The sequence below is a fragment of the Brevibacillus borstelensis genome (assembly GCF_036700025.1).
Taxonomy (GTDB): Bacteria; Bacillota; Bacilli; order Brevibacillales; family Brevibacillaceae; genus Brevibacillus; species Brevibacillus borstelensis.
Window position 1 is genome coordinate 3,675,848 of sequence record NZ_CP144922.1, and the last position, 25,906, is coordinate 3,701,753.

At 53.7% G+C, this 25,906-nt stretch carries 29 protein-coding genes and 3 tRNA genes; 7 read left to right on the plus strand and 25 right to left on the minus strand.

The genetic code is table 11. The features are described from left to right. The first annotated feature begins 72 nt into the window (after positions 1-72). Positions 73-216, plus strand: a complete 144-nt coding sequence (locus tag V5G20_RS17550) for a hypothetical protein (protein ID WP_003387480.1) — start codon at positions 73-75, stop codon at positions 214-216. 75 nt (positions 217-291) lie between these two features. Here V5G20_RS17550 and V5G20_RS17555 read toward each other — a convergent pair whose 3' ends face one another. Then, entirely contained in the window at positions 292-1,866 is a 1,575-nt protein-coding gene (locus V5G20_RS17555) for an acyl-CoA synthetase (RefSeq protein ID WP_338461497.1), read from the minus strand. A 567-nt stretch (positions 1,867-2,433) separates the two neighbouring features. On the opposite strand from V5G20_RS17555, the gene V5G20_RS17560 reads away from it, so the two are divergent. Next, positions 2,434-2,742, plus strand: coding sequence for a DUF3817 domain-containing protein (locus V5G20_RS17560; protein ID WP_003387482.1), 309 nt, complete (start codon positions 2,434-2,436; stop codon positions 2,740-2,742). A 103-nt stretch (positions 2,743-2,845) separates the two neighbouring features. Here the strand turns inward: V5G20_RS17560 and V5G20_RS17565 are convergent. From V5G20_RS17565 to V5G20_RS17595, 7 genes are all read right to left on the minus strand, one after another. After that, positions 2,846-2,934 (minus strand) — tRNA-Ser (locus V5G20_RS17565). Between the two features lie 156 nt (positions 2,935-3,090). Next, positions 3,091-4,509, minus strand: coding sequence for an aldehyde dehydrogenase family protein (locus V5G20_RS17570; protein ID WP_122957758.1), 1,419 nt, complete (start codon positions 4,507-4,509; stop codon positions 3,091-3,093). 81 nt (positions 4,510-4,590) lie between these two features. Further along, the gene (gene gabT / locus V5G20_RS17575; RefSeq protein ID WP_122957759.1) at positions 4,591-5,952 is read right to left on the minus strand and encodes a 4-aminobutyrate--2-oxoglutarate transaminase; all 1,362 of its coding nucleotides are present in this window, start codon (positions 5,950-5,952) and stop codon (positions 4,591-4,593) included. Positions 5,953-5,997: 45 nt separating this feature from the next. After that, the gene (locus V5G20_RS17580; protein ID WP_003387487.1) at positions 5,998-7,269 is read right to left on the minus strand and encodes a peptidase; all 1,272 of its coding nucleotides are present in this window, start codon (positions 7,267-7,269) and stop codon (positions 5,998-6,000) included. 12 nt (positions 7,270-7,281) lie between these two features. After that, a complete protein-coding gene (locus tag V5G20_RS17585; protein WP_003387488.1) occupies positions 7,282-7,959 on the minus strand; it encodes a 3-oxoacid CoA-transferase subunit B in 678 nt (225 codons plus the stop codon). Further along, entirely contained in the window at positions 7,941-8,633 is a 693-nt protein-coding gene (locus tag V5G20_RS17590; protein WP_003387489.1) for a 3-oxoacid CoA-transferase subunit A, read from the minus strand. The genes V5G20_RS17585 and V5G20_RS17590 overlap by 19 nt, the downstream gene beginning before the upstream one ends. Positions 8,634-8,651: 18 nt before the next feature. After that, positions 8,652-10,004, minus strand: a complete 1,353-nt coding sequence (locus V5G20_RS17595; RefSeq protein ID WP_338461503.1) for an aspartate aminotransferase family protein — start codon at positions 10,002-10,004, stop codon at positions 8,652-8,654. A 143-nt stretch (positions 10,005-10,147) separates the two neighbouring features. Here V5G20_RS17595 and V5G20_RS17600 point away from each other — a divergent pair, with 143 nt between their 5' ends. Continuing rightward, complete coding sequence (locus V5G20_RS17600; RefSeq protein ID WP_031931727.1) at positions 10,148-11,707, plus strand: PucR family transcriptional regulator; 1,560 nt, start codon at positions 10,148-10,150, stop codon at positions 11,705-11,707. Positions 11,708-11,721: 14 nt separating this feature from the next. On the opposite strand, the gene ablB is transcribed toward V5G20_RS17600, so the two are convergent. After that, complete coding sequence (ablB, locus tag V5G20_RS17605) at positions 11,722-12,561, minus strand: putative beta-lysine N-acetyltransferase (RefSeq protein ID WP_024985116.1); 840 nt, start codon at positions 12,559-12,561, stop codon at positions 11,722-11,724. Between the two features lie 347 nt (positions 12,562-12,908). On the opposite strand from ablB, the gene V5G20_RS17610 reads away from it, so the two are divergent. After that, positions 12,909-13,637, plus strand: coding sequence for a glycerophosphodiester phosphodiesterase (locus V5G20_RS17610; RefSeq protein WP_024985115.1), 729 nt, complete (start codon positions 12,909-12,911; stop codon positions 13,635-13,637). 55 nt (positions 13,638-13,692) lie between these two features. On the opposite strand, the gene V5G20_RS17615 is transcribed toward V5G20_RS17610, so the two are convergent. From V5G20_RS17615 to V5G20_RS17630, 4 genes are all read right to left on the minus strand, one after another. Beyond that, positions 13,693-14,661 (minus strand): TIGR01212 family radical SAM protein, encoded by a 969-nt coding sequence (locus V5G20_RS17615; protein ID WP_422387976.1) that lies wholly within the window; start codon positions 14,659-14,661, stop codon positions 13,693-13,695. 257 nt (positions 14,662-14,918) lie between these two features. After that, the gene (locus V5G20_RS17620) at positions 14,919-16,157 is read right to left on the minus strand and encodes a glycosyltransferase family 2 protein (RefSeq protein WP_003387495.1); all 1,239 of its coding nucleotides are present in this window, start codon (positions 16,155-16,157) and stop codon (positions 14,919-14,921) included. 255 nt (positions 16,158-16,412) lie between these two features. Continuing rightward, positions 16,413-16,489, minus strand: a tRNA-Glu gene (locus V5G20_RS17625). A gap of 33 nt (positions 16,490-16,522) precedes the next feature. Then, a tRNA-Leu gene (locus V5G20_RS17630) sits at positions 16,523-16,604 on the minus strand. A 543-nt stretch (positions 16,605-17,147) separates the two neighbouring features. Here V5G20_RS17630 and V5G20_RS17635 point away from each other — a divergent pair. Together V5G20_RS17635 and V5G20_RS17640 are read left to right on the plus strand one after the other, a co-directional pair. Then, complete coding sequence (locus V5G20_RS17635; RefSeq protein ID WP_003387497.1) at positions 17,148-17,462, plus strand: hypothetical protein; 315 nt, start codon at positions 17,148-17,150, stop codon at positions 17,460-17,462. Between the two features lie 200 nt (positions 17,463-17,662). Continuing rightward, the gene (locus V5G20_RS17640; RefSeq protein WP_024985113.1) at positions 17,663-17,923 is read left to right on the plus strand and encodes a hypothetical protein; all 261 of its coding nucleotides are present in this window, start codon (positions 17,663-17,665) and stop codon (positions 17,921-17,923) included. Between the two features lie 448 nt (positions 17,924-18,371). Here V5G20_RS17640 and V5G20_RS17645 read toward each other — a convergent pair whose 3' ends face one another. Further along, complete coding sequence (locus tag V5G20_RS17645) at positions 18,372-20,267, minus strand: ATP-binding protein (RefSeq protein ID WP_338461507.1); 1,896 nt, start codon at positions 20,265-20,267, stop codon at positions 18,372-18,374. Positions 20,268-20,282: 15 nt separating this feature from the next. Between V5G20_RS17645 and V5G20_RS17650 the strand changes: the two genes are divergently transcribed. Further along, complete coding sequence (locus V5G20_RS17650; RefSeq protein ID WP_338461509.1) at positions 20,283-20,528, plus strand: hypothetical protein; 246 nt, start codon at positions 20,283-20,285, stop codon at positions 20,526-20,528. Here the strand turns inward: V5G20_RS17650 and V5G20_RS17655 are convergent. From V5G20_RS17655 to V5G20_RS17705, 11 genes are all read right to left on the minus strand, one after another. Continuing rightward, positions 20,525-20,896: a hypothetical protein gene (locus tag V5G20_RS17655; protein WP_338461511.1), complete on the minus strand. Its 372-nt coding sequence runs from the start codon at positions 20,894-20,896 to the stop codon at positions 20,525-20,527. The two genes, V5G20_RS17650 and V5G20_RS17655, sit on opposite strands and share 4 nt — an antisense overlap. Positions 20,897-21,122: 226 nt before the next feature. Then, entirely contained in the window at positions 21,123-21,350 is a 228-nt protein-coding gene (locus tag V5G20_RS17660) for a hypothetical protein (protein ID WP_338461513.1), read from the minus strand. A 225-nt stretch (positions 21,351-21,575) separates the two neighbouring features. Continuing rightward, a complete protein-coding gene (locus V5G20_RS17665; protein ID WP_338461517.1) occupies positions 21,576-21,854 on the minus strand; it encodes a hypothetical protein in 279 nt (92 codons plus the stop codon). Between the two features lie 115 nt (positions 21,855-21,969). Further along, on the minus strand, positions 21,970-22,173 hold the full coding sequence (locus V5G20_RS17670; protein WP_338461519.1) for a hypothetical protein: 204 nt from the start codon (positions 22,171-22,173) through the stop codon (positions 21,970-21,972). Next, positions 22,173-22,874, minus strand: a complete 702-nt coding sequence (locus V5G20_RS17675; protein WP_338461521.1) for a M23 family metallopeptidase — start codon at positions 22,872-22,874, stop codon at positions 22,173-22,175. Before V5G20_RS17675 ends, V5G20_RS17670 begins: the two co-directional genes overlap by 1 nt. After that, positions 22,858-23,136: a hypothetical protein gene (locus V5G20_RS17680; RefSeq protein ID WP_311068322.1), complete on the minus strand. Its 279-nt coding sequence runs from the start codon at positions 23,134-23,136 to the stop codon at positions 22,858-22,860. The genes V5G20_RS17675 and V5G20_RS17680 overlap by 17 nt, the downstream gene beginning before the upstream one ends. A gap of 5 nt (positions 23,137-23,141) precedes the next feature. Continuing rightward, positions 23,142-23,405 (minus strand): holin, encoded by a 264-nt coding sequence (locus V5G20_RS17685; RefSeq protein ID WP_311068321.1) that lies wholly within the window; start codon positions 23,403-23,405, stop codon positions 23,142-23,144. A gap of 20 nt (positions 23,406-23,425) precedes the next feature. Then, positions 23,426-23,662 carry a hypothetical protein gene (locus V5G20_RS17690; RefSeq protein ID WP_338461525.1) on the minus strand — a complete coding sequence of 79 codons (237 nt, stop codon included), beginning with the start codon at positions 23,660-23,662 and terminating at the stop codon, positions 23,426-23,428. A 20-nt stretch (positions 23,663-23,682) separates the two neighbouring features. Continuing rightward, on the minus strand, positions 23,683-24,066 hold the full coding sequence (locus V5G20_RS17695) for a hypothetical protein (protein ID WP_422388003.1): 384 nt from the start codon (positions 24,064-24,066) through the stop codon (positions 23,683-23,685). 20 nt (positions 24,067-24,086) lie between these two features. Continuing rightward, a complete protein-coding gene (locus V5G20_RS17700; RefSeq protein ID WP_338461529.1) occupies positions 24,087-24,962 on the minus strand; it encodes a hypothetical protein in 876 nt (291 codons plus the stop codon). A 15-nt stretch (positions 24,963-24,977) separates the two neighbouring features. After that, a complete protein-coding gene (locus V5G20_RS17705) occupies positions 24,978-25,904 on the minus strand; it encodes a Kelch repeat-containing protein (protein WP_338461531.1) in 927 nt (308 codons plus the stop codon). Between the last annotated feature and the right edge of the window lie 2 nt (positions 25,905-25,906).

The window sequence follows — 25,906 nt, forward strand, 5'->3', positions numbered from 1 at the left end:
CATTCGTGAGTTGGTTGTTTTTATTCCGGCAACAATATCATTGACGATCATCTACATGGGGAGGAACATCTGGTGAGCTACACCTGCTACTATTGTGAGCACGAATCCGAAACGGCACATCTCATCACGTTCTTTCAAGGGACAGAGGAAAAGAACGAGCTGCTTTGCAGTTCCTGCTACGCTGATTGGCTCGAAGGCCTGAAAGTAGAACCGTAAAATCATGGGAAAAACCGCCTGATCGATCAAGCGGTTTTTTCGCATTCTTTATCCGTTTTGACAAGGCTGCCTTTTTTAGCTCTGCTGCGAGGCCAGACTCTCGTACTTTGCCCGCAGTTCCCGTTTTAGTATTTTTCCGCTTGGATTGCGCGGGAGGTTTTCTGCCAGGACGATATGCTTCGGAGCTTTAAACGCAGACAGTCTGGCTTTGCAAAAGTCAAGCAGCTCTTTGGCAGTCAAGGCTTCTCCCGCTTTGGGAACGACGACTGCGGCGACCGCCTCGATCCAGTATGGATCAGGGATTCCGATCACGGCTACTTCAGAAACAAGCGGGTGCTGGTAGATCACCTCTTCTACCTCCCTGCTTGCGACGTTTTCTCCACCCGATTTGATCATATCCTTTTTTCGGTCAACGACAGTAATATATCCTTCCTCGTCCATGACGCCGAGGTCACCGCTGTGGAACCAGCCTCCCTGAAAGGCTGCGGACGTTTTTTCTTCATCGCGGAAGTACCCCAGCATAGCATGGCTGGTTCGGTGTACGATCTCCCCCACCGTACCGCGGGGCACATCCTGGCCGGAATCGTCGACAATCCTCGTTTCCACATTCAGAGACGGTCTGCCGGCGGAGCCAGCTTTGCGGATTTGATCCGCGGGCTTTAGGACAGTAGCGAGCGGGGCTACCTCTGTCTGGCCGTAAAAATTCCAGAACTGCGCGTTCGGGAGCCTCCGCCCCAGCTCTTTCAAGATTTCGACAGGCATGATTGCTGCTCCGTAGTAGCATTTTTTTAATGAAGACAAGTCCCGCTCCGCAAATTCAGGAGAACGGAGCAGGGCGATCCAGACGGTCGGGGGGCAAAAGAGCTGTGTCGCCTTGTACTCCTCGACAGTTTTCAGCAGGAGCGCAGGCTGTGCCTGCTCCAAAATAATTCCGCTCGCACCGAGGTAGACGTACGGCCCCAGGAAGCAATGCAGCTGGGCGCTATGGAAAAGCGGGAGAGCGTGGATAGCGACATCGTCTTCGGTCATTCCACCGTCGATAATCGTACTGACGTATTCTGTCAGCACACTCTTATGCGTCAGCATGACTCCTTTTGGCCTGGATTCCGTCCCGCTGGTGTAGAGAATATGCACAACATCGTCATCCTCCAGTTCCAGCTCCGGCTCCTCTGTACTCGATTGGGCGAGCTGCGTACGGAAATGGCCCCAGTCATTTGCCTGCTCTGTTTTTTCGGAGATCGAGCATCTCAGGACCGGAGAACAGCCTGATCGGCGAATCGCCTCGTCGGCGACTGGATGGAATTCCTGGGAGGCAAAGATCGCTTTCACATCGGCATGTCCCAGAATAAAGGCCACGTCGTCAGCGTTCAGCATGTAATTGATCGGGACCATAATCACTCCCGCCCTGGCGAGGGCAAAGTTGAGAATGACAAAATCCATTGAATTGCGGGAGAGCACAGCTGCCCTGTCTCCCTTTTGCAGTCCAGACGCCAAAATCATATGCGCTGCCTGATTGGCCAGGATGTCCAGTTGTTCGTATGTAAGCGCCTCGTTCCCAAAGCGCAATGCAATCTTCTGCGGAAATCTGCCTCGGCTTCTGCGCAAAATATCTCCCAGCGTATTCCTTCTCGCCCGCTGAATATCTTTCATGGACATCCCTCCGTCATTTTTCCTGCCTCTATTATACAATGAATATTCAGAAAAATAGAATCATTATTCTTTCCCGATATATCCATGCAATGTAAAAAACCCCTGACTCGAAATCAGTCAGGGAGAAGAACTCAAGGTTATGAGGTTGTATCTATAGTATAGTATATATTCGAGTATATACTCAACCGGGATATATTAGTAAACGGAAACAAGCCGCACCTTGGACAAATTCTTTTTGCCCGAGCGCGACAACTCCCGCTTTCCATATTTGCATGGTTTCAATCCGGTCCGTTAACCTGCCTACTCCAATCAAAAAAAATGCGGCGACCCGATCTGCATTAGTAAGTCGCCGCAGCCCCCAAGAAGTTTAGTCTGAGTGCTTACCTACAGAATATATCAAAGGGTACATACCATGCGATATGAAGTCGATGGCTACGGAAGAAAGTTTTGGTTTTTGCCATAAATGTATCGCAAAAATTTCAAAATTGCCTATGTTCCATTGATACATGCCCTTTAACTCGATAGAATAAGTGGAGACTGGTTCTTTACTCACTGGAGGTGTTCCCCTTGCTAAAAACGCCCCTTGGCCGTCTTCGTTTTATCGGCCTCATCGAAGGAATTTCGTACCTCGTCCTGCTTGGAATTGCCATGCCACTGAAATATTTTCTGGAGATGCCAAAAGCTGTGACGATTGCCGGTTCCTTGCATGGCGTGTTTTTCGTATTGTTCATGCTGGCACTCGCCCATGTCTTTTTCGCAAACCGGTGGTCGATCCTGCGGGCGCTCGGCGCGTTTGTCGCGTCTTTGATCCCGTTTGGAAATTTTGTTCTCGATGCGCAATTGAAAAAAGAAGAAGCTTCCATGAAGCGATCATAAAGGAAACCGCTTGACGACCTTCTCCCGTCAAGCGGTTTTGAATAGATGGGGTATCTGAAAAAAAGAAAAAACAGGTGCAAGACCTGTTCGCAGTGCTTTCTTATGGCGGAGGGAGAGGGATTCGAACCCCCGTGACGTTGCCGCCTAACGGTTTTCAAGACCGCCCCGTTATGACCACTTCGGTATCCCTCCGCATGGTTGAACAAGTTATACTATAACATACTCATTCCCCTGAAAGCAACCGTTTTTTACAAAAACGAGCTTCCTCCAAACGGGGAAGCTCGTTTCCTGTACCGGCCTCAAAACAGCTGTCAATTGCCTTTGACAGCAGCTTTCTCTTCCTGAAACCTATCGCTTCACGACAACCAGCTTTAACTCCGTTAGCTCTTCGATCGCGTATTTGATTCCTTCCCGGCCCATGCCGCTTTCCTTGACACCGCCGTAAGGCATATGGTCGACGCGGAAGGTCGGGATATCGTTAATCATGACGCCGCCAACATGCAGCTCATCTGCCGCTTTCAGTGCGAGTGACAGGTTTTGCGTGTAGAGTCCGGCTTGAAGGCCGAAACGAGAATCGTTTACGAACTCAATCGCCTCCTCTACAGAGTCCACCGGATTGATCAGGACGACCGGTCCGAATACCTCCTGGCAAGACAGTTTGGCGTCTGCCGGAACTCCTGTCAATACGGTAGGCTGCAGCACCCGTCCATCTGCTTTTCCTCCGCATTCTACCCTGGCGCCTCTCTCCCTGGCTTCCTCGATCCAGGCCAAGGCCCGATCCGTTTCCTTCGGAGAAATCATCGCGGAGTAGTCTGCTTCCTCGGACAGAGAGTCGCCGCCGACCAGCTTTTTGGTCTCCGCCACAAAGCGCTCCACGAATGTCTCGTATTCATCCCTGACCACATAAATCCGCTGTACGGAGATGCATACCTGTCCGGAGTACGCAAATGCGCCAAAAATACAGCGCGGGATGACCTCGTCGAGATTTACCCCTTTATCGATGATGACGGCAGAATTGGAGCCCAGCTCCAACGTAACCCGCTTGAGTCCGGCCCGATTGCGGATGTCGATGCCGACAGCCGGGCTGCCGGTAAAGGTCAGTGCTTTCACCCTCGGGTCTGTCACGAGGAGATCGCCTACTGTTGCTCCGCTGCCGGTCACAACATTTAGTGCTCCCGCTGGCACTCCGGCCTGCTCGGCAACCTCCGCCAGAAAATATGCGGAGAGAGGCGTCTGGGATGCCGGCTTGAGCACGACGGTGTTCCCTGCAGCCAATGCCGGACCAACTTTATGGGCGACCAGATTCATCGGGAAATTGAAAGGAGTGATCGCGCCAATCACGCCCAAAGGCTCACGCACGGTGTATGCAAGGCGCCCTTCTCCTCCGATGGCGGCATCCAGCGGCAGTGTTTCGCCGTGAATCCTTTTTGCTTCCTCCGCAGCGAATTTGTAAGTCTGTATTGTACGGATCACTTCGCCGCGAGCGGTTTTGATCGGCTTGCCTGCCTCCAGCGCAATAATTTTGGCAGCCTCCTCCAGCCGTTCGTCCATGATGAATGAAATTTTCTCCAGGATAGCCGCACGCTGATAAGCAGGCATGCGCCGCATTACCATCGAAGCCTCCTGAGCTGCGGAAATCGCCTTTTCTACCAGTTCGGCGTCAGCCTGCGCGATTTCCGCTATCTGTTCCCCGCTGTAGGGAGCGTAGAGCGGCGCGTAGTTTTTGGCCTCCACCCACTGCCCGCCAATGTAGCACGCTTTTTTCATCCATCCAGCCTCCCTCTCATCGACTCTCCTATGAGTTTTCCCGATATACGTCTTTCAGTCCGCGCTATTCTAGCCATTCCTTTATGCTTGTGAAGGCGTACACAGTTCCTCTAACACTTTCTCCATCACACCCAAACCTTCCTCCAATTGTTCGTCGTCAATCACGAGCGGAGAGAGAATCCGGATGACATTGCTGTAAAGACCGGCCGTGAGTACGACCAACCCGCGCTGGCAGCAGGCTTGCGCAATTTTTGCCGTCAATTCCTTGTCTGGCTCTTTGCCTGATTTGTCTTTGACGATTTCGATAGCACACATCGCTCCAATGCCGCGCGCATCTCCTACCTGTTCAAAGCGTTGCTTGAAGCCTTCGAAGCACTGCAAAATCCTGGTTCCGATCTGGTTGGCTCTGTCCATGAAGCCTTCCTGCTCCATCATTTCGATCACCTTCAGAGCGGCGATACACCCGAGCGGACTGCCTCCATATGTTCCGCCGATCTCCCCTGGATTGGGAGCATCCATGATCTCAGCCCGGCCAGTAACTGCACTGATCGGCAGCCCGGCCCCAAGCGATTTGGACATGACAATCAAATCAGGCTCTACGCCGAAATGCTCCATCGCAAACATTTTGCCTGTGCGGCCAAAACCCGTCTGGACTTCATCGGCGATGAACAGGATGCCGTGCTTCTCGCAGATTGCTTTTACCCCTTGGACAAAACGCTTGGACGGTACCACGAATCCGCCCTCGCCCTGAACTGGCTCCATAATGACGGCCGCGACTTCATCCGCAGGCACTTCACCCAGGAAGAAGTCTTCGAAGCGTCTCAGCACTTGTTCGTCGCATTCTTCCGGAGTCGTTCCCGGCATTGCACGGTAGTAGTACGGATAGCTCATCTTATACACATCGGGAGCAAACGGGCCGAACTGGTATTTGTACGGACGCACTTTGCTCGTAAGTGACATCGCCAGCAAGGTACGGCCATGGAAGCCGCGTTCAAACGAAATAATCGCTTTTCGCCCCGTGTACTTTCTGGCGATTTTGACCGCATTTTCCACAGCTTCCGCACCGCTGTTAAGGAAGAATGTTTTCTTTGCATGCGTCCCTGGCGTGATTCTGTTCAAAGTCTCGGCCAGTTTGACGTACGGCTCGTACATCATGACGTGAAAGCAGGTATGGATATACTGATCAAGCTGTTCCTTCAGGGCTTCCACCACCGCAGGCGGGCAGTGGCCGGCATTGATCGTCCCGATGGCTCCGGCAAAATCGATAAACGTATTTCCGTCGACATCAGTCAGAAGCGCTCCTTCCGCCTTCTGGACAAAGGTCGGCAAGGTGTTGAACGGACCGCGCGGCACATGGCTTTCCTTTCGTGCCAGAAGCTCCTGAGCCTTTGGTCCCGGAATCTGTGTTTTGATCTGAATGTACTTTGTAGTCGTCGAATCCATTTTTGATCTGCTCCCTTCATCCCTTTTCTCTTTATCAAGACCACATCATTTTGTTTCGTAGCCGCACCACTCCATAAGCGTCAGGGCAAATATCTCCGCGCAGCGGAATACTTCATCCAGCTCGACGGATTCATTCGGATAATGGGCGACTGCCGTTGTACCCGGGCCTACGATAATCGCAGGAGTATCGGCCAAGGTTGTCAGCAGCCCGCCATCCGTTCCCCATGGCGATGCCTCCACGACCGCCCGCTCACCGGTTACCTTGAGGAATTGATCCTGCAAAATCTCCATCAATGGATGATCTTCACCCACGTCACCAGGCACCCAGCGGGCCCCGAACCACTCCAATTCAACCGGATGCTCCGCGAACCACGGGTCGTCATGGGCAAGCGCTGCGAGAGCTTCTTCCATTTCTCGTTTCGCAGCTTCCATCTTCTCGCCCGGGGCTACCCCCATCCGTCCCTCCAGCTTGACGAGATCGGCTACGGAAGACGGCCATTTTCCACCCTCAATCACGCCGAGGTTGATCGGGATCGGGATCGGCAGCTTTGCGTAAAGCGGGTCGACGATTCGATCATTGCGCTCTTTTTCCAGCTTGCTGATCGCGGTGACGACCTGCATGCTTTTCTCGATGGCGCTGACTCCTTCGTAGCGTGTGCCTCCGTGTGCAGAGCGGCCTTTCACCGTCAATCTGAACCACATCGAGCCTTGCTGCTTGGGGAAGATCTTCATGTTGGTCGGCTCCGGAATCAATGCCGCATCCGCTTTGTATCCGCGTAGGATTGCAGCGAGTGTCCCCGCTCCGCCGCTCTCCTCCTCCACGACGCTTTGAAAGATGACGTCTCCCTTCAGCCGGATGCCCAGCGCTTGCAGGACCTGAATCGCCAGCAGCGAGGAGAGGTTGCCGCCCTTCATGTCGGTGGAGCCGCGCCCGTACAGTTTCCCCTCCTCGATCTCGCCGCTAAACGGATCGTGTGACCATTGCGCAGGGTCTCCGGCAGGCACCACGTCCACGTGTCCGTTCAAGATGATCGAGCGGCCGCCGCCGGTTCCCTTCCAGACGCCGACGACATTCGGACTGCCTGAAAATTCGCTTCTCGGCGATACAAAATAGGGATGCTTCAGCAGCTCCTCTCCTCCCATCACCCAAAGATCCACTTCCATTCCCATGGCGTGCAGTCTTTGCGCGATTTTTTCCTGGATGGAACGCTCTTCTCCCTGAACACTCGGCTCGCGAACCCACTCCTGCAGAAGTTGCGTTGCGGCAGCCCGTTCCTTCTCGATCTGCTCCCGTATCAGCGCTTGCCAGTTTGTCATCGGTATCCTCCTTTATCGGAAAACTCTGACCTCTTCGTCCATTTTCAGTTCCGCTTCTGTGGCTCCGATCACGTCCGCCACCGTATAGGGGTGCATGACTTCTTTCAAATACAAGCCATCCTCCCGAACCTCCATCACTGCCATATCGGTGATGATCAGATGGGCTGCGCCTACGGCAGTCAAAGGGAGGGAGCATTCACGCACAATCTTCGACCTCCCGTTTTTGTCCAGATGCGTCGTCAACACCATGACCTTCTTTGCCTTCTGCGCCAGCTCCATCGCGCCGCCCATGCCGGGCACGCGCTTCCCGGGCACGATCCAGTTGGCGATGTCTCCGCGCTCGCTGACCTCCAGAACGCCGAGAATGGTCATGTCCAGCAGACCCCTGCGAATGATGGCAAAAGCGGTGGCGCTGTCAAAAAAGGAAGCGCCGGTCGCCAGTGTGACGGGAAAGCCGCCGGCATTGCACAGCATCGGATTTTCTTCTCCCGGAGCGGGGCTCGGACCCGTGCCGAGGATGCCGTTTTCCGCGTGAAACAGAACCTTTTTGTCCTTTGGAATGAAGTCTGCAACCAACGTGGGAATGCCGATTCCCAGATTGATGATCATGCCGTCCTCGATCTCCTGCGCCGCTCTCCGCGCGATCTTCTCACGAAAGCTTTCCGTTTCTTTTACTTCTCCCACGCCCATTGCCAGTTCACCCCCTCGCTTTTCACGATGTAGTTGACGAAGACGCCAGGTGTGACGATCTCTTCCGGATCAAGCGCTCCGATCTCCACGATTTCGTCAGCTTCGACGATCGTGATATCGCCCGCCATTGCTACCAATGGATTGAAATTGCGGGCACTGGTGTCGTAGACGAGATTGCCGAAGCGGTCCGCCTTTTTCGCATGTACGATGGCTACCTGCGCAGTCAAGGGCGTTTCAAGCAAATATTCCTTGCCCCCCACCAACACCTTTTCCTTGCCTTTTTCCGCAATGGTGCCGATGCCGATATCGGATAAAATTCCGCCCAGACCCACTCCGCCAGCGCGTACACGCTCTGCGAGGATGCCCTGCGGACAAAATTCCACCTCCAGCTCTCCAGCAGTCATTTGCGCCCCGGCATTCGGATTGGAGCCGATATGCGAAGCGATCACTTTCTTGACCCGCCGCTCTGTCACCAGCTTTCCTACGCCGATATGTGGGAATGCCGTATCGTTGCTGATCAGCGTGATGTCTTTGATTCCTTTGTCGAGAATGCCCTGGATCAGGGTAGGTGGATTGCCTACCCCGCCAAAGCCTCCCGCTATCAGCGTCATTCCGTCATGAAAATGGGCGAGTGCTTCTTCGACTGTGATTACCTTGTCAAACTGGTTCGCCATGTGTCCTCCTCCCCTGGATCAGGTCAGTTGCATTTCCTGTCTCATTTCTTCCTGTACACGCTGAACGGACTTTTTCAGCAAGTCTACAAGCTCGTCAATTTCCTCTGTCGTAATCGTCAGCGGCGGCGAAAGGATGACCGAGTCGCCCGCTACGCCTTCCAATCCTCCTGTCGCCGGATAGACGAGCAGGCCGTTTTCGAACGCCCGGGAAATGACCCGCGCTGCAACTCCCCTGGAAAGCGGGAACGGCTCCTTGGTCCGTTTGTCTTTGACGAACTCCAGACCGCACAACAGCCCGAGACCGCGCGCTTCTCCGATAAGCGGAGACTCGTCCGCCAGCTCCCGCAGTTTTCTGAGCAGGTAGGCTCCCTGTACAGCTGCCTTCTCGACCAGGTTGTGCGCTTCCACGTAGCGAAGCACGGCGAGCGAAACGGCTGCGGACTGCGGGTTCGCGCTGTACGTGTGTCCGGCCATGATCAGACCGGAGCCGCGTGTAATCGTATCGATGATCTTTTCCGTGGCCATCGCTGCTGCCATCGGCGTGTAGCCCGCGCTCATCCCCTTGCCGAGCGTTATCAGGTCAGGCTTGACGCTCCAGTGGTCAATCCCGAACTTCTCGCCCGTCCTTCCCACCCCCGTCATGACCTCGTCGGCAATAAACAGGACGTCGTATTTGTCGCAAATCTCCCGAATGCGCTGGAAGTAGCCGTCAGGAGGCACGACAGCGCCGCCAGAAGCGCCGATGACCGGTTCGGCGATAAAAGCCGCTACCTGCTCCGGACCGACCCGCAAAATGGCCGTCTCCAGCTCATCAGCACAAAGCCTCGCGTACTGCTCCAGGGACATGCCATCCGGTCTGCGGTACGGATACGGCGGCGAGATGGCCGGATAATCAGCCAACAGCGGAACGAACCGCTTGCGGCGCAGCACATGCCCGGACATCGACAGCGCCCCCATCGTAATGCCGTGATAGCTCATCCAGCGGGAGATCATTCTCGTCTTCGACGGTCTTCCCTGCTCCTGCCAGTATTGAATCGCGATCTTCTGCGCCGTCTCCGTCGCCTCGGAGCCGCTGTTGACGAAAAAGCTCCAATTGAGCTCGCCCGGAGCCCATTCGGCAAGCTTGGCGCCCAGCTCTTCGACTGCCTCGCTGCTAAAGTGCGAACGGTACGCAAAAGAGACCTTGCGTGCTTGCTCCGCCATCGCTTCGGCAATTTCCTCGACGCCGTGGCCGATGCTGGCCGTTACCGCACCGGAACAACCATCGATGTATCGTTTGCCCGACGTATCGTACAGGTAAATCCCTTTGCCATGGGAAACCCGGGGATACTCTTTGCCAAGCTCAGGCTTTATGACATAACTTCTCTGCATGCTAGCCACCTCTCCTTCTCTCTTCCCTTATCGTAGCGAATGAGCATGACGGTGCCATTCGACTGCCTGGAAGAAAAAGCGTGACAAAGAGACGGAATGTTTTATACATTTTGTATAAGAGATTCGTAGGGGGTTCGAAAAAAATGACGATCACCATACGCGAAGCGCTGCAGCTCCCTGACATGGTTCAAACTCGTTTGGTCGGTGGCGCAGAGGGCTTGGACAATCCCATCCGCTGGGTGACAATTGTAGAGGTATTGGAGGACGTAGGACGTCTGCAGGAAGGCGAGTTTTTGATCACGACCGGCTTTGGTCTGGCCGAAGACGCGAAGCGCAGGGCCTCCCTCATCCCGGCGCTGGCCAAGCAAAAACTTAGCGGCATCGCCTTTCATACCGGCTTTTATTTGCGGGAAATCCCTGTTGATTTGATCGAGATGGCCGACCGCCACCACCTGCCGCTTATCGAAATTCCCGTTGAAATGAACTTTTCAACGATTACCAAAGCAATCCTACAACCTATCGTCAATCGGCAATTCGAAACGCTCGCCTATTCGCAAGCCATACACCGTCAGATGATTGAAGCCGCCCTCTCCAAAGGCGGACTCCGGGCAATCGTGGAGAAGCTGGCGTCACTGACAGGCGGCCGCGTTTCTTTGACAGACGCGCTCGGATTCAAGGTTTACGGCAATCACGAAGGGGACGCTGGACAGCAGGCCGATCGAAGCGGCAAGGACCAGGAAAAAGAGCAGATCCATACGGTTGAAATTCGGGCCCATCGCGAGAAGTTCGGGACACTGCGATTGGCCAAGCCGAGGGAAGAGTGGAAAGATCTGGATGATGTAGCGCTGCAGCATGCCGCTACGCTTTGCGCGATGGAATATATCAAAGAAAACGCGGTAGCAGCGACGGAATGGAGACTAAAAGGAGATTTCGTGGAAGAACTGCTCAGCGGCACAGAACTGGCTCCTGCCGAACTGGAGAGCCGCTGCCGCATGCTCGGCTATCCGTTGTCCGGTGCTCACTTTGTCGCGGCCGTGCAGGTAGAGGCCTCTGTCGACCGCTCTTCCTTTGAGCTTCATCAGGCCTGCATAACACTCATGAAGCGATTGTTTGACTCGCACAATCGCCCCTATCTGCTGCGGGAGAGACCACACTCTTTGTTTTTCATCATGCCGCATGACCAGACCAGTCTTGCTTTGCTGGAACAGTTCGCTGCCCGTTGGGACAGGCTTCATCGCGAGCACGACCTGCGAATTGGACTGAGCTCCCCACGCGGACGCCTGACCGAACTGGACGAAGCCGTGCAAGAAGCGCTCTTTGCCCTGCAGGCCTACCCGCTGCTGGTGCGTTCTCCCGCTCTGCTGTCGTACCAGCAGATGCAAGGCTATCAGTTTCTCTTTCCGTACCATCACAAAGCCGAAATGCTTGAGGCGATCTGGAAGCCGTTTCTGGAGCCTCTGCTGCGCTACGATCAGAAGCATAAGCAGCAGCTCCTCGAGACGCTGGACATGTACCTTATGCATAACGGAAATGGTTTACAAACGTCTCAGGCTCTATATATTCACCGGCACACGCTCACATACCGGCTGGCGCAAATCAGAGAGAAAACAGGCTGTGATTTGGACGACGCCCACCAGCGATGGCAGCTGCAACTGGCGCTGATGGCGCGCCGGCTGCAGGAACAGCTCTTTCCGCCGGAGTAAGGAACGCGGAAAGGCTACTCCCGGGTCGGGCGCAACGATTTCACCCATATATTCATGTCTTCATAGCCGGAAAAGATCGTACAGTTGTTTATCAAACGGCCTCGATAAGCATAGCCGTGTTTTGCCGCTGTAATATTCATTCCAGCCGATTGGGCGCGGGTCAGGGTGTACAAGTAATAAATGCCCTGCCCGTTCATCTTTTCTTCCAGCGCCGTAAAGATCGGCTGAAGCAGCCCTTTCCCCGCGTGGTCCGGATGCGTGGCACAGTCCGTCAATTCCGCCGAACCGAAACGCTCTGTCACTTCCGCCGAGGCCGCACAGGCGATCCGTCCATCATGCTCAGCGACGATATAGTAGGTTGATTCCCTCATCGTCTTTCGAACGTATTCTGGATCATCCATGGGGGTCGGATAAGTAGCAAACACCGTCTTATACAGACTGGCAAGCTCCTCGGCATCTTCTTCGGTTGCCTCGCGCAAGCTGTACCCTACCGGCAGCGTTTTTGTCTCCGGGCGCTTGGACAAGCTGAGCTGCAGGATCTCCTCCTCGGCAAGATGGTGCATGGAGGTGGCCCGCTCCTCTGTCAAAAAGCTGGCGAGCATGTACGCGTTTTCTCCCTGAAAAAAACCGTCGATCACTCCTTCCTGGCGGTAGCCGAGTGAAAGCCAGGCCGGCACATCCTTTCGTTTTGCGTACACAATCAACTTTGTCGCTTCAGACTGTTGGGCGCATTCGATCATTTTCCCGTGCAAGTCAGTAATGGCTTCCGGGTCATAAACATGTACTTTCACCCGTTTGTTCCGGTGATCAATAACCAGATCTCCTGTTGAAATCATCGCAGACACATCAAGCATGACTAACCGCCCCTCCCGTTGTTTCTCTTGCTGCTATTGTATCATGTCGCTCAGATCATTCATCCTCCAGACTGTACAAAACTGCGTAGGTATTTGGCGAGTGCCAATCACGACAGGCAGACATAGGATAAAGTACGCTAGACTGCCGAGAGGAGAGAATCAGATGAGCTGCAGCCGGAACAACAACAGTACCCTTATACTGGTCCTGTTCATTTTGCTCGTTATCGTGCTTTGCTCATGTACGTAAATACCATTGCGCCCCTCTCTTCTGGTAGTAGCGAGGGGCGCAATACATATGTATGTAATAGGACCACTTGTGCAGGACCGAACGGAAGGAGGAAGCTCTCTTGACACCACTGATCTACGCTCACCGCGGTGCTTCCGGCCGCTATCCGGAAAATACGATGGAGGCTTTTCGCGCCGCTGTGCGACGTCGCGCAGACGGGATTGAGCTGGATGTTCAGTTGAGCAAGGATGACAAGGTGGTCGTGATTCATGACCACCACCTCGAGAGGACCACCAACGGACGTGGAACCGTGCGGCAGCATACATGGGAAGAGCTGAAAAAATTTCGCGCTGACAAGGCCGTTCCATCACGCCAAAAGCACATCCGAATCCCTACTTTGCGCGAGGTGCTCCACACATTTGCCCCGACGAAACTGCGTTTTTGCATCGAGCTCAAAAACTTCTTCTTTGCCCAACCCCAACTGGAGGAATACGTGATCGGGCTGATCCGACAATACGATTTGACGAGCCGCACAGTTATCTCCTCTTTTAATTTTGACAGTCTGCTTGCTGTCAAAGAGCTTGATCCCAATCAGACGACCGCCTTGCTGTATATCGGGCCGCTCCATAACCCTTGGGAGGTCGGGAGCCGGTATCGCGTCGACGAATTGCACGTACCCAAAGATCAATTGACTTCCGCGTTGGTCAGCAAGGCAAAAGAGAACGGATTTCGCGTCGTCGGCTGGACCATTAATTCAACTGCCGGCATACGTGATGCCGCCAAAATGAACGTTGACGGCATCATCACCAATTACCCGGGCAGAGCGAGAAAAGCCCTGCACAAACCATGAGACGAAAAGAGGGCGCCCCGCCAACCGCCAGAGACGGTTGAGGACGCCCTCTTTCTTATCGAGAACACGGTGTATGAAACTTCCCTTGCCAACTGTTTCTGCGAACGAGCTCGGCATCAATTCCGTTCAACACTTCCCATTTTTTACGGCTCCACATCGGACCGATGAGAAGATCAGGCGGTCCATCTCCGGTGACACGGTGCACGATCATCTCCGGCGGCAAAATCTCCAGTGTGTCGGCCACCAGCTTGGTGTATTCCTCCTGTGTCAAAAATTCCAGCAGGCCAGCCTCATACTGTTTGACCATCGGAGTCTTGCGCAGCAAATGCAGCAGGTGGATTTTAATGCCCTGGACATCCAGATTGGCCACAGCTTTGGCCGTCTCCATCATGTCTTCGTGCGTTTCGCCTGGCAAACCGTAGATAATATGCGAGCAGACGCGGATGTTATGCTTCCGCAGCTTTTCCACGCCGTCCAGGTAGCACTGATAATCGTGCGCACGGTTAATCAATTGTGCGGTCCGTTCATGGATGGTCTGCAAGCCGAGCTCTACCCATAAATACGTTCGTTCATTCAGCTCGGCCAAATATTCGACAACGTCATCCGGCAAACAGTCAGGGCGTGTGGCGATTGAAAGTCCGACGACTCCCTCCTGTTTCAGTACGACCTCATACATCTCGCGCAGCTCTTCCACGGGAGCATAGGTATTGGTATATGCCTGAAAGAAACCAAGGTACTTCGCTTCCGGCCATTTTTGATGCATTCTGTTTTTCACGTCATGGAACTGCCTTTCCAGATCCATCCGTCGATCCCCGGCAAAGTCTCCCGATCCCCTGGCACTGCAAAACGTGCAGCCTCCCGTTGCGACGCTGCCATCCCGGTTCGGACAACTGAACCCCCCATCCAACGGCACTTTAAACACCTTCTCCTGAAATGTTTGGCGGAGATGGTAGTTCCATGTATGATAACGTTTGTCGCCCCACAGTTGCGGGGTGTCCAACGGTTTTATTTGCATATTCATCATCCTATCTCCCTTCTTGGCGGCCATGCTCTTCGAATCCACTCTCGGTTGAAACCTCGTCCACAGTCCTGCCCGTAGCCTCCTGAGAAACTGTCCAACAACTCATTATATACGTTTCGCGATACCATAACCGCGGTTCTTTTGCATAAAGTGTTTCAGATGCGACTTCTCCATTATACCAGACAGATAGGTCGAGAGGGGAAGCGCAATACAGGAAACCACAGGGTACGTTTTCCCTGTGGTTTTACATTTACGCTGTGCTATTGTTGAATCTCTTCGATGCGTATCGCACGAGTATGCGATGTGTGGCTCCACACTTGGTTCTTCTTTGTAAAAAATGCATAAAACATGATCGGCAGCCATGTCAGGAAGAAGAAAGGCAGCAGCAATAGCCCAAAGTACCCTTTCCACGGCACTTTATCAAGATAGAGCGCAAGAAGCGGCAGCATGTAGAAGACTGCTGTCGAGCCATAAACAAGCCAGGTTGGCAATATGGTTGCCGCCGGCATGAGCATCTCGATCTCCAAAAAGCGGCCCAGGAACAGGATCGACATCATCGTTACCATCAGCACATACATCGGCTGAAACAGGTAAAATGCCGCATCAAGCATGCCTAGTTTACGTTTGAGCAGGCCATTCTTCAGCACCGAACCGATATAGCGGCCGGCCACATCGTAATGACCCTGCATCCAGCGCAAGCGCTGGCGCATAGAAGCTTTCAAGTCGATCGGCTTCTCATCCCACACCTTTGTATCATGGGCCCATGTCGGGTAGATCCCCCGCTCAATACAGCGGGTGGCAAACTCCAGGTCTTCCGTCAAGCTGGTAGCTCCCCAGCCCATCTCTTTTAACAAGTTGCTTTCAATGCAAAGCCCTGTTCCTCCCAAAGTGTTTGGAAGTCCCAGATTGTGACGTGCCAATTGCCACATGCGGTTTGTGAACCAGTAAGTCACAGCGTATGAAAGCGTAATCCACGAATCAAATGGATTTTTGGAGTCAAGGTATCCTTGGATGACCCGTGCTCCTTTACACAAGCGGTCATTCATGACACGTAAAAAGTTCTTTTCTACCAGGTTGTCAGCGTCAAACATCACGACGGCATCATATTGCTTAGGCCTTGCCCACAGGTTTTCCAGCATCCATTCAATCCCGAATCCTTTGCCTCGCTTCGACGTGTCAAAACGCTCACAAGCATAGGCTCCATGCTGACGTGCGATCTCGGCTGTATTATCCGTACAGTTGTCACAGATAACAAAAATATCGTACATCTCGCGCGGATAATCCAGCTTCTTCAAATTCTCGATAAGCGGCGCAATTACGGCGCTCTCATTGTGTGCTGCAACCAGGACGGCAAATGTCTTTTGTGGCTCATGTGTAACCTGCTCCTTTTTACGGAACAAGCCCGCACATGAAACAAGTGTCTGGTACGTACTTACTACACCTACCGTACTAGTAAATCCGATGAACAGTCCCTCAATGATCTCTTTCAATTCACTCATGGATTCTTCTCCTCGACCTAAATCTTATTTTTTTCTTGATTCAGGCAGTGTTTTTCCAAATTTTTACTCTTCTCTCTCTCTCAATTGGGAGTGTACCTCAAAATTCAGTATATCGCAATGACCCAAAAGTGGGAAAAAAAAGAGGCACTTCTATCACCATTCCCACCTTTATTCGGTTCTATTCGAATCCATGCCAGTAAGCAGAAAAAAAAGCCTTCGGAAAAGGCTTAGTCTAAAACCCGTATGCCAAAAAAGTGGTGACCCGTAGGGGATTCGAACCCCTGAATGACAGCGTGAAAGGCTGCTGTGTTAAACCGCTTCACCAACGGGCCAGATTGCAGGATTTCTCCCGCTTCAGAACATAATGCGGTCGGCGAGACTCGAACTCGCACGGGTCGCCCCGCCACCCCCTCAAGATGGTGTGTCTGCCAATTCCACCACGACCGCAGGTTGATAATAGAAAGCCCTAGGAAGATGCGCATTCCCGACCTACTGGCTTTAAAAGCAAGAGCGCTTTGCTGATCTCCGAATACCTCATATAAGCCTTTTCATCATACTTGAAGGTGACTTATGGTCCCGAATGATTCCTGCAGATTCACTCACAATTACGAAGTATACACGGTTGTAGTTTTCGAGTCAATAGGAATTTTGATACTCCTCGTTTCTCTTTATACTAATGTGTTTTCGACACGAATCCTAATTCTTCGTACTACTTCTGCTTGCTCTTACAAAACGACAGCCCTACCAATAAAACAACTGGAACCGACAGGAATGTCGAAATTTCGACATGTATTCGACTCATTCACTGAATAATCTTCCTGACCGTAAAAGTAATGAAGTAGCAGGAGCGATTCTAACTTTTTCAAAATCTGAGACTCTTTATAACAATTGGAAAAACAAAAATAGTAATTTCCTAATATATACAATTATTAGATAACAGTTATATTATAAAAATGTAAGAAAAATACAATTTTCTGGGAGGAATCGCTTATGTGGAAAAAATTGAGTGCTGGGGCTTTCGCTTTTGTTTTTGTTCTTGGCAGCAGCATCACTCCGACATTTGCAAAAGTATCCGTAGATTCAACTAATCAAGCAGTGACTGAAGCTTCTCGTAGAGTCGTGTATGTTGGCAACTGGGATACAAAATACGGCAATGACTATGAGTTCACAGAAGGAGCCAACCTGGTCGGAAACGTAGTATTCGATGGCAGAAAGCTTACGTTTCAGTTCCAGAAGCCTGGATATGTAACGCTCAAAGTATGGGATGACGGCGGCGTTAGCATCTACTCCTACTCTGTCAAATAATGAATGAATGACCTTTTCAAGCCACTGGCATGTCGTCAGTGGCTTTTGTAACGGCCAGTATCTTTGGCTGATCCAGCTGCTCTCTGATCTAGCTGCCGTCTGCTCCAGCTTCCGTCGATGGAAAAAGACCTACTCTTTTGGATATAAATGACCCTTTCAGGTCAAACTGAGTGTACATTTGTTCTTTATGGAGGTAATCCATGATTCCGGATGACATCAAACGTACCTTGCATGACATCAGGTTAATTGGAGGCGGGGTCAAGAAATACGAGCACCCCGACGATTGGCAGCTAATCCGTAACCTGATCGGGGAGAAAATGAATGTAGACTTGTCCGATGCAACACCTGAATATTGGGATGAAATCAGAGCATCTCTTGAGAAAGAGAAATCCGAGGCCACTCAGATCGCAGATAAGCGGTATTTTGGCGGACTATACAATTACAATCCTTTTGTCGATTGAATACCCACCAACTGTCCCCTCTTTCGGAAGGCACGCATCGTTTGTTCGTTTCTTCGTTCGTTTTCTTCTTCCTCGTTTCGCCCGGATGTCTGGGTGTTTCATCATCCGACAGAAACGGCATCCGTAGAACACTCATCTTTGCGAGACCCATAGCGGAAGTTGACGTCAAAAAACCTCCCATGGACTTAAAAAAAGTCTACGGGAGGTTTTCTTTTAAGAGATGGCGTCCCAGGAGAGATTCGAACTCCCGACCGACGGCTTAGAAGGTATCGGACGTATCCGTTCGTTCCCGTTTCCTTGCGGCTGCCTGTTTCGTTCATTCGACGGTGACACACGGTCATAACGCAGTCCCACGGACTAGCTATTACACTTCCGAAGTATACCGCTAATGAACTAATGTGTCAAACGTTCGACACCGTTAGACGAGTTTCTTCCTATTATATATGTATCAAACTGGCCCACTCATTTTCGCCATCACCACGGCATGCTGCGCCTCCCCTACGCGAAGCACGTTCAGCGCGTGATACCTCGGCATCTTCACGTAATCCTCCACGGTAAACGGCGCCAGCTCCTCGGCGAGCTCCCGGAACGTCTTCTTGCTCGCGCGGAACACGGAATAGTGCGGTCCGGCACTCCGGATGATCTCCGCTAGGTCGCCCGGTATTTGCTCCCACGAATGGAACAGCCACGCGTACGCATACCGCCATTTCCGCGATTCGACCGCCGCCGCCTTCCACGCGCGAGCACTCCGGAGGAACTGATGCGGCTCGTCATATACGATGAAAAACGGAAATTGATCGGCCTCCTCCCGCAATGTCATCGCCAGGTCCAGTTTGACCGTCAGGAGGTTCACGATGAGGTCGACGCCTTCCGGTCCTAACGCGGACTTCGGCACATCGATAACGACCGCTCGCCTCTCGCTGGTCAACCCGACCATATCGAGTGAATTGTCGGACGCGAAGCATTCCGCGAGGTACTCGTCGCCCAGGATCGTGTCGAGCCGGTTGTAAATCGGAGCCAATACTTGCGCCCGCTTGCCGTCCGTCATCCGCCCGAAGTCCTCGAGCGTTGTCCGGTGCATCCCCGCGCCCATTTCCGCGATACACTCCGCCCGATACTCGTCATCCTCGAATATCCGAATGATTTCCGCCAGCCGCGCCGTCCGCATCGCCATGATCGCGGCACGCAGGTATCGGGCCGTCTGCGCCCCGGCCTCGTCGGTCGCCGTGTTAAAGAACGAGATAATCGCGTTGGCGAGGCGGTTCTTGGCGCGCGGCGACCGGGCGATCTCGCAAAAATCTAGCGCGAACGGAGTCACGCCGTCAATGCGTATCCGGGTTACGCGGTCACTCGGTAACGCGGTCGCCACCATGTCGCCAATCTGCCCCTTCGCGGGATCGATCGCCAGCCCGCCGAAACCATTACGGACGGCTTCCACGATCAGGTTCGCGCCCGCCGTAGTCTTTCCGCTACCCATTCCGCCAATGATCACGCGCGGCAGGCATAACTCATCGTGGTCGCTCGTCGACATGTATACGGGAATCTCTGCGCCCTTATGTTTCACGGTGCCGAACCGCATGCCGCCCTCCGATATTTCCGCAGGGACACCCGTCTCAAGCTGCTTGATCGCGTCGATCCCATAGCGCTCCTGTAACGGCCGCGTCGGTAACAGGAACAGGCGGGACACCTCCGCTATCGACAGGTAATCGCGCTGTAGGCGGAGCCCCAACGTCCTCTCACGCATCTTGCGCCATGCCCGGTCGGCCCCCGTCTCGGTCGCGACGAAGTGATTGTCGCCGTCGAGCTCCCGGAATGCCATCGTGACCATCCGCATGAGTGCGCGTGCTCGCGCCGTATCCGCGCAGACGACGCCGACCCGCACCTCAACGTCATAAGCGTCGCCCCGCGTCTTGGCGAGCGTTTCCGACCGGAGTTTGCCGTCGCGGAGGATGGCCGCACGCTCGCCTCCGTCAATATTTATCGGTTCCGGCTCCTCGCCCGTCATAAGTTCGGTCACGACGGAGATTGCGCCGAGCACCGTCTTCGTCGCGAGTTTGAGCGCAGTCCGCCCGACCGTCCGCTTATTCAGCGCAAGCTTTTGCGGCATCTCGCCCGCCTTAAACCGTTCGTAAGCCTGCGCCGCCCCTTCGTACCAATCGCGTTCGGCCGGGACCGAAAGCGTCTGCACGTATACGGCATCGTCCGCCTCCATTGCGCGCACCGTTTCGAGGAGCGACGCCAGGAACGAGACTTCGCGCCGATCCACACGGATTGCGAACATGTAATGATAGTGGAGGCCGAGAGTCGCCGTCAGTGCCGGGCGCTCCCCGAACGGGTCCGCCACCTCCGCCACCGTTACGTGCGGCCACGTCGACTCTATCGCTTTACGCGCGAGCGATTCGTAATCGCGGCGGACCGTTACGGTAAACGACGTCCCCTGCCGCCGCAGCGCGGTTTCGAACGATACGAACGGGGCGCGGGCTATCCGGCGGCTGGCGGAGTCCCACCGCTCAAGTGGCGATTGGTAAACGCAAAGTGTTTGCGCGAGCTGTTCGACCGCCTCGTTGCTTACGCGTGCGTCCGGCGTTATCCGCAGGTGGATTAGCGCGCCACCATCGCTTTGCCTACGCTCACCAATATCTGCATGATCGCGGGTGCAAACTGAATCCCGATGTAGCCGACCGCCGCCCACTTCATCATTGCGAGACCCTTCGAGCGCTGTCCGACCATGATCAGCAGAAATCCGCCGGTTATCATCAGAAACGATATGGGGTACGCGAGCCCTTGCGTCAGGTCTATTATCGGGTCGAACGCCCGGACGATCCGCTCGGCAATCCCGCCCGCCGCCTCCACGTGCTCCAAACGTAATACGTGCGCTGCCGCCGCACCCGCCAGGAGAGCGCGTATCGTTCGTTTTTGTCGCGTTGTCAGTGCGCTCCCCATCCCGTCGAAAAAATCGCGCCATGGTATCACCTCGACTTTCTCACGCCCAAATCGCGGCAAACTGACCGAATAAAACACGGTATATCTCTCCCCTCGTTTGTCGATACTACGCGTAATACCATCGTCAGGAGGTCGCACAATGCCGTTACTCGTATACGCTGGTTACGCGCTTGTTGCCGGAGGAACCGGACTGCTTGCGCTGAAAATCATTGTGGATGTTTTGAAGTAGCACACGTTTCCCGTTCCCTGCCCGATTTCACTCGTAAATCACCGCCTTTCCCTCGACCCTGTACCGGACGCGATAACGCTCCTCGGCGCCATGTATCCGCTGTACGTGGTCGATGATATTCGGTGTGTTGACGCATAGGCGCACGAGGTCCAGCGCCATCGTCGTCGGATGCTTGCCGCATGCTATCGCGAGCCGTATCAGTTTCGCTCGCGTGTCGTCGTCTGGCGTGAGTCCGATCCGTTTACCTGCGATCACTTGGCCGCCCTCCTTTCGCCACTTGACGTAACGATACGCGGTGACTCCGTGACTTATGCACGTACACACAAAAAAAGCGGCCCCGGCGCGGAGAAATTCCGTACCAGGGCCGTTATGCATACGATGGGCAACCGCTCGCTTGCGCCTACGCGCTACGCTAGAGCGTATTCGGAGTCAGGCGGATTTATGCGCGTTCGCCCAAAAATTTTGCGATTTGTAACGCAGTCACTTCGTCACGCTCACGACATTCTCCACGCGAATCCACTTCGCTTCCCAATCGGACACCAACCGGAACCTCCGCCCATTCGCGTCATTCTCCCGCCCATCTTCGCCAAATATTTCGCGAATCTGACCGTAGAGGCGGACGGGCATGTCCGGAAACACGAACGCGAGGCTTCCGTCTTCCTGCGGCTGGATCCGGTATGACGCGCCGATTTCGATGAGCTGGCGGTGGATGGCGGTGGCCTCGCGCCAGGTAACTACGTAATAAAACGATGGGTTCACGGTGGAATACGCTCCTTTCCGTTAGAGCGTAACATGACCGTTTGGGACAAAAAAAAATAACGCCCCGGTAACGTAGTCACTCCGTAACAGAGCGACCGCGTCACCAGGGCGTTCGTTATTCCGCGTCCTCCCGCTTGCCGTCAACGTATCCTTCCGCGAGGATATACGCTGCGACCGATCCAAATGCCGTAATCATCGCGGTCACATTCTCGATCGTTCCCGCGTCGGTCCCGAACAGGACGAGAATGGACGTGACAAACCCGGCCACGGCGAGCCAGAGCTTGCGCGACGAGAGTTTGCGTTTCAATGTTTCGTTCATTACTTCCCACCTCCGTTTGTTGCACGGTCGACCATGACAAATAGCAGCCACGGCATATCCTCGAGCACCTTCTGCGGCTCTTTGCGGAGGCGCGCTTTCCACTCGTCCGCATTCTGCAAGAGCGACTTTCCGGTCGCATCCTTCTTGACCGCGAGATTATCGATCGCCTTATCCGCGAGTTCCAGTTTCCACGCTTCAATCGCCTTCATAACGTCCTCCTCCGCTTTCTTCGCTATTTCGGCTGCAACCACCGGCTCCTTAACGGCCGGGCAGTACTCGCGCAAGTACGCGATAGGGTCCGTGTGCGTCCCGTATCCTTTCCGCCTCACCTCGTAATGCAGGTGCGAGCCGGTCGACCGGCCGGTACTCCCCTGCCGCCCCACCACGTCTCCGCGCTTTACACGCTGGCCCACCCGGACGGCGGCGTCGTGCAGATGCGCGTACAGGTGCGTCGCCCCATTCCGGTCCTGCACCGCGACGACTACGCCAAATCCGCCATAGCCCGTGCCCGCCACGCCCATCTTCGCGTGAGTGACGACCCCGTCCGTAAACGCGTGGATCGGCGCAAGGTGTCCCTTCACGAGATCAATGCCGGTGTGAAAAACGGGCGCCCCGGTAAACGGGTCCTTGCGCGGGCCGTACGGACTTGTAACGCGATATGGCGCAAGCATTTCGTCGACTACGTTAAACTCGCGCGTCATAATCCTCCGCCTCCTCTTCGGCCGTGTCCGACTTTTTCTTGCGGAACTCCTGGACCGCGCGAACACCGAACACGCCACCCGTTATCGTCATGAGGACCGGCGCCACCATATCGAGCAGCGCAATGTACATGGCGTCGATTGGGCGGCCGAGCAATACGAGAATCAGTCCGATCACGACGAAAACGAAAAAGACGGTCGTGGCCGCGAGTAGGAGATAGTCGCGCTCGCTCACGCCGTCCCTATCGTTGAGGAACGTTTTCATCCGCGTCACCTCGTTAGAAAATAAATCAGGACGGAGCCGATAAAACTCGTCCCCATCCCGATAATGACGCCCCACTTTCGCCGGTCGTCCGCTTTGATCTCGGCGATGGCACGGGCGTTTTCGTTTGACAATGCGTAGGCGTCACGCGCAACCTCGTACGCTTTCTCCGTCCGTTCACGGTCCCGCGTAAGGTGGTCGACCTTTTCCTCGACGCGAACCATCCGCTCGCGCACGTCCTGCAACACCGATACGATATCGTGCTCTCCCATCGGGCACCTCCGCAAATAAATTAAGCGCCCGTAGGGATGAGCGCCGCTGTCTCGTCATATTCCGTTTGGTTGATGTAGCCGTACGCAAAAGCGTTATCGATCTGCGGGCGCGTAAACGTAGAGGCCGCGTTCGCCTTTACTGGACCGTGGTAGGCTTCCGGGATTCCGTTAAATCCGTCGCGCGCCGTGAAACGCTCGGTGCCGTACAGGTAAATGTTACGCGCATAAATTCGTACGAGTGTGTTGTTCACCGACATGTTACCGTCTCCTTTCGTTATTAGGCGCCAAATACGTATTCCGCGATGACTTGGAGATCGCGGTTGGTGTCCGCGAGTTGATGGCGGAGGGCCGCGTTTTCTTCCGCAAGGGATTTCCGATACACCGGCGGCTCCTCCGGCTGGTTCGGGTCGGGGTACGAAAACTCCAGCGTACGGGTTTCGGGATTAACCCGGTATCCGTTGCACTCCGCGAAATCTTGCGCGTACTGCCCGTATTCGAGCTGGATATAATCGACAGTATCGCGGACACGTTCGGCAAGGGCCGCATAGCTCGCGAAGTCTTCGTCGACCGTTGTTTCGCGAACGGCACCGGAGCGCTCGCCAGTGTTAACGATGACGTTTCCGGTTGATTTTTCGTAGTAAATTTTTCTTCCGATTTGCACACTCAAAATAATCACCGCCTCTATTCAAAAGCAATCCAATATACAGTCTTGCCCACGGCTGAACTCCCTCTGTAATCATTACAAATAAATCCATCTGCTGTAAATGTTATATCAGAATGCGTACCGTAGCTATTTGACGGGTAGGCAGCAAAGTCAAAACCAAATCCATTATTAGTACCAAATGCCGCTGTCGTGCGTGCTGATTGTGTTGGGTAGGAAGAACCTACGGAGCCGTTTAGTTTAGTCAGTACAAGACCAGGGACAAATGATAAACCTGAAACTGTCGCCATATAATTTGAATCTATTGTAGCCGTTCCAGTTGCCCATTTCTTACCTGCAGTCACCGCCCCCGCCACTCCGAATATGGACTTTCCCGCCAGTATGTTAGCCGCAATTAGGTTCGGATCACCTTTGACCGTGATCGCGCTTGAATAATAACCGGCAGCTTTCGTTTGGTCCGTGGTGCCCGGTGTAACTATGCCGCCAGCGCCGCGATTTACCATAGTTCCGGTTACTTTGCTACCTTTTACGTATGCTGTTTTTCCTGAGAGTAGATCGGCTGCCACCGCTGTAGCATCAGAGGTGTCCAGTCCGGCCGGAATACTTTGGATGCCTTGCGCTATCTCCGCAAAAGATCGCGGGTCACTCCCAGGCACCGTACCACCCTTGCCAGTAATGACGGGAATGAGTGACGCTTTTCCACTACTGACAGACGACTTTAAACCTTCGAGCGCTGCCTGGACATTTGTTTCCGTAAATTGTGAGCTGGATAAAGCGATATCGGACGCTTCGAGTGCATCCAAACGCTCGAAATTTTCGTTGAACTCCGTTCGACTCGGTTTGTCCGATCCCGACCATATGTGTAGCCCGAGGTTGGGCGTTTGACTCGAACTCATCGTTTTTCCCCCTTATCACGTTGCTAGCCATGCCATCAGCGTATCAAGGCTGGTTCCGGCAGAGTTATATGATGAAACGTAACCACCCTTAAACACATAAATAGCTTCGCCATACTTTACCGCTCCAAAGTTAGTGAAAATCTCGGTCGGACCTTGCTTGATAGAAAGTGCATTCGTTGAAGGAGCGTACTCCTCTACTAGGACCGTCCCTTCTCCTCCAAGAATGTAAACTTTATCGTTGAAAACTACCGCCCTACAGCCTGTCCTGGCGCTGTTCATTGTCCTTTTCGTGGTCCAGGAATTATTCGCTGGGTTATACAAATAGATGTTGTTCGAATCATTACGTCCGTTGCTACCATAACTTAGAAAACCACCAAAAAGGTAAATTTGCCCGTCATATTGAGCGATTCCCATGTTAGCCAAAGTGATCGGCATCGTTCCTTTTTGCGACCATGTTCCTGACGTTAGGTCCAAGGCGTAGACGGCATCGCTATTCCCTGAACTGCCCGACCACCTTCCTCCGAAAAGATAAACAGAGTTGTTTACAGATGCACAAGCAGCCTGATGTAATCCAAGATTTTCGGGAGTCACTGGTGGAGAATCAGGACCAGTAGTCCACTTTTTCTGCACCGTGTCGTATATGTCCACGTAGCGTACTGCGCCGTATACTCCAGACGACAAAAGGCCGCCGATGACGTAAATTTTCGATCCAACTAAGCAAGTAGCAAAGTTATACCGTTTACGCTCCGCAGGCATCGGAGGCTCCTGATCCCATCTCGCATTTGCGAAATCATATACCTGCGTGTAGTTAGGGCTGAGCACATAGGCTTTATCCCCGATGATTTCCGCAGTCGTAAAACTGTCATTATTTGGAATCCCCATGACGCGCTGCCAACGGTACGGCTCAACTTGTCTCGCTAATGCATATCCTACTGAATCCACCG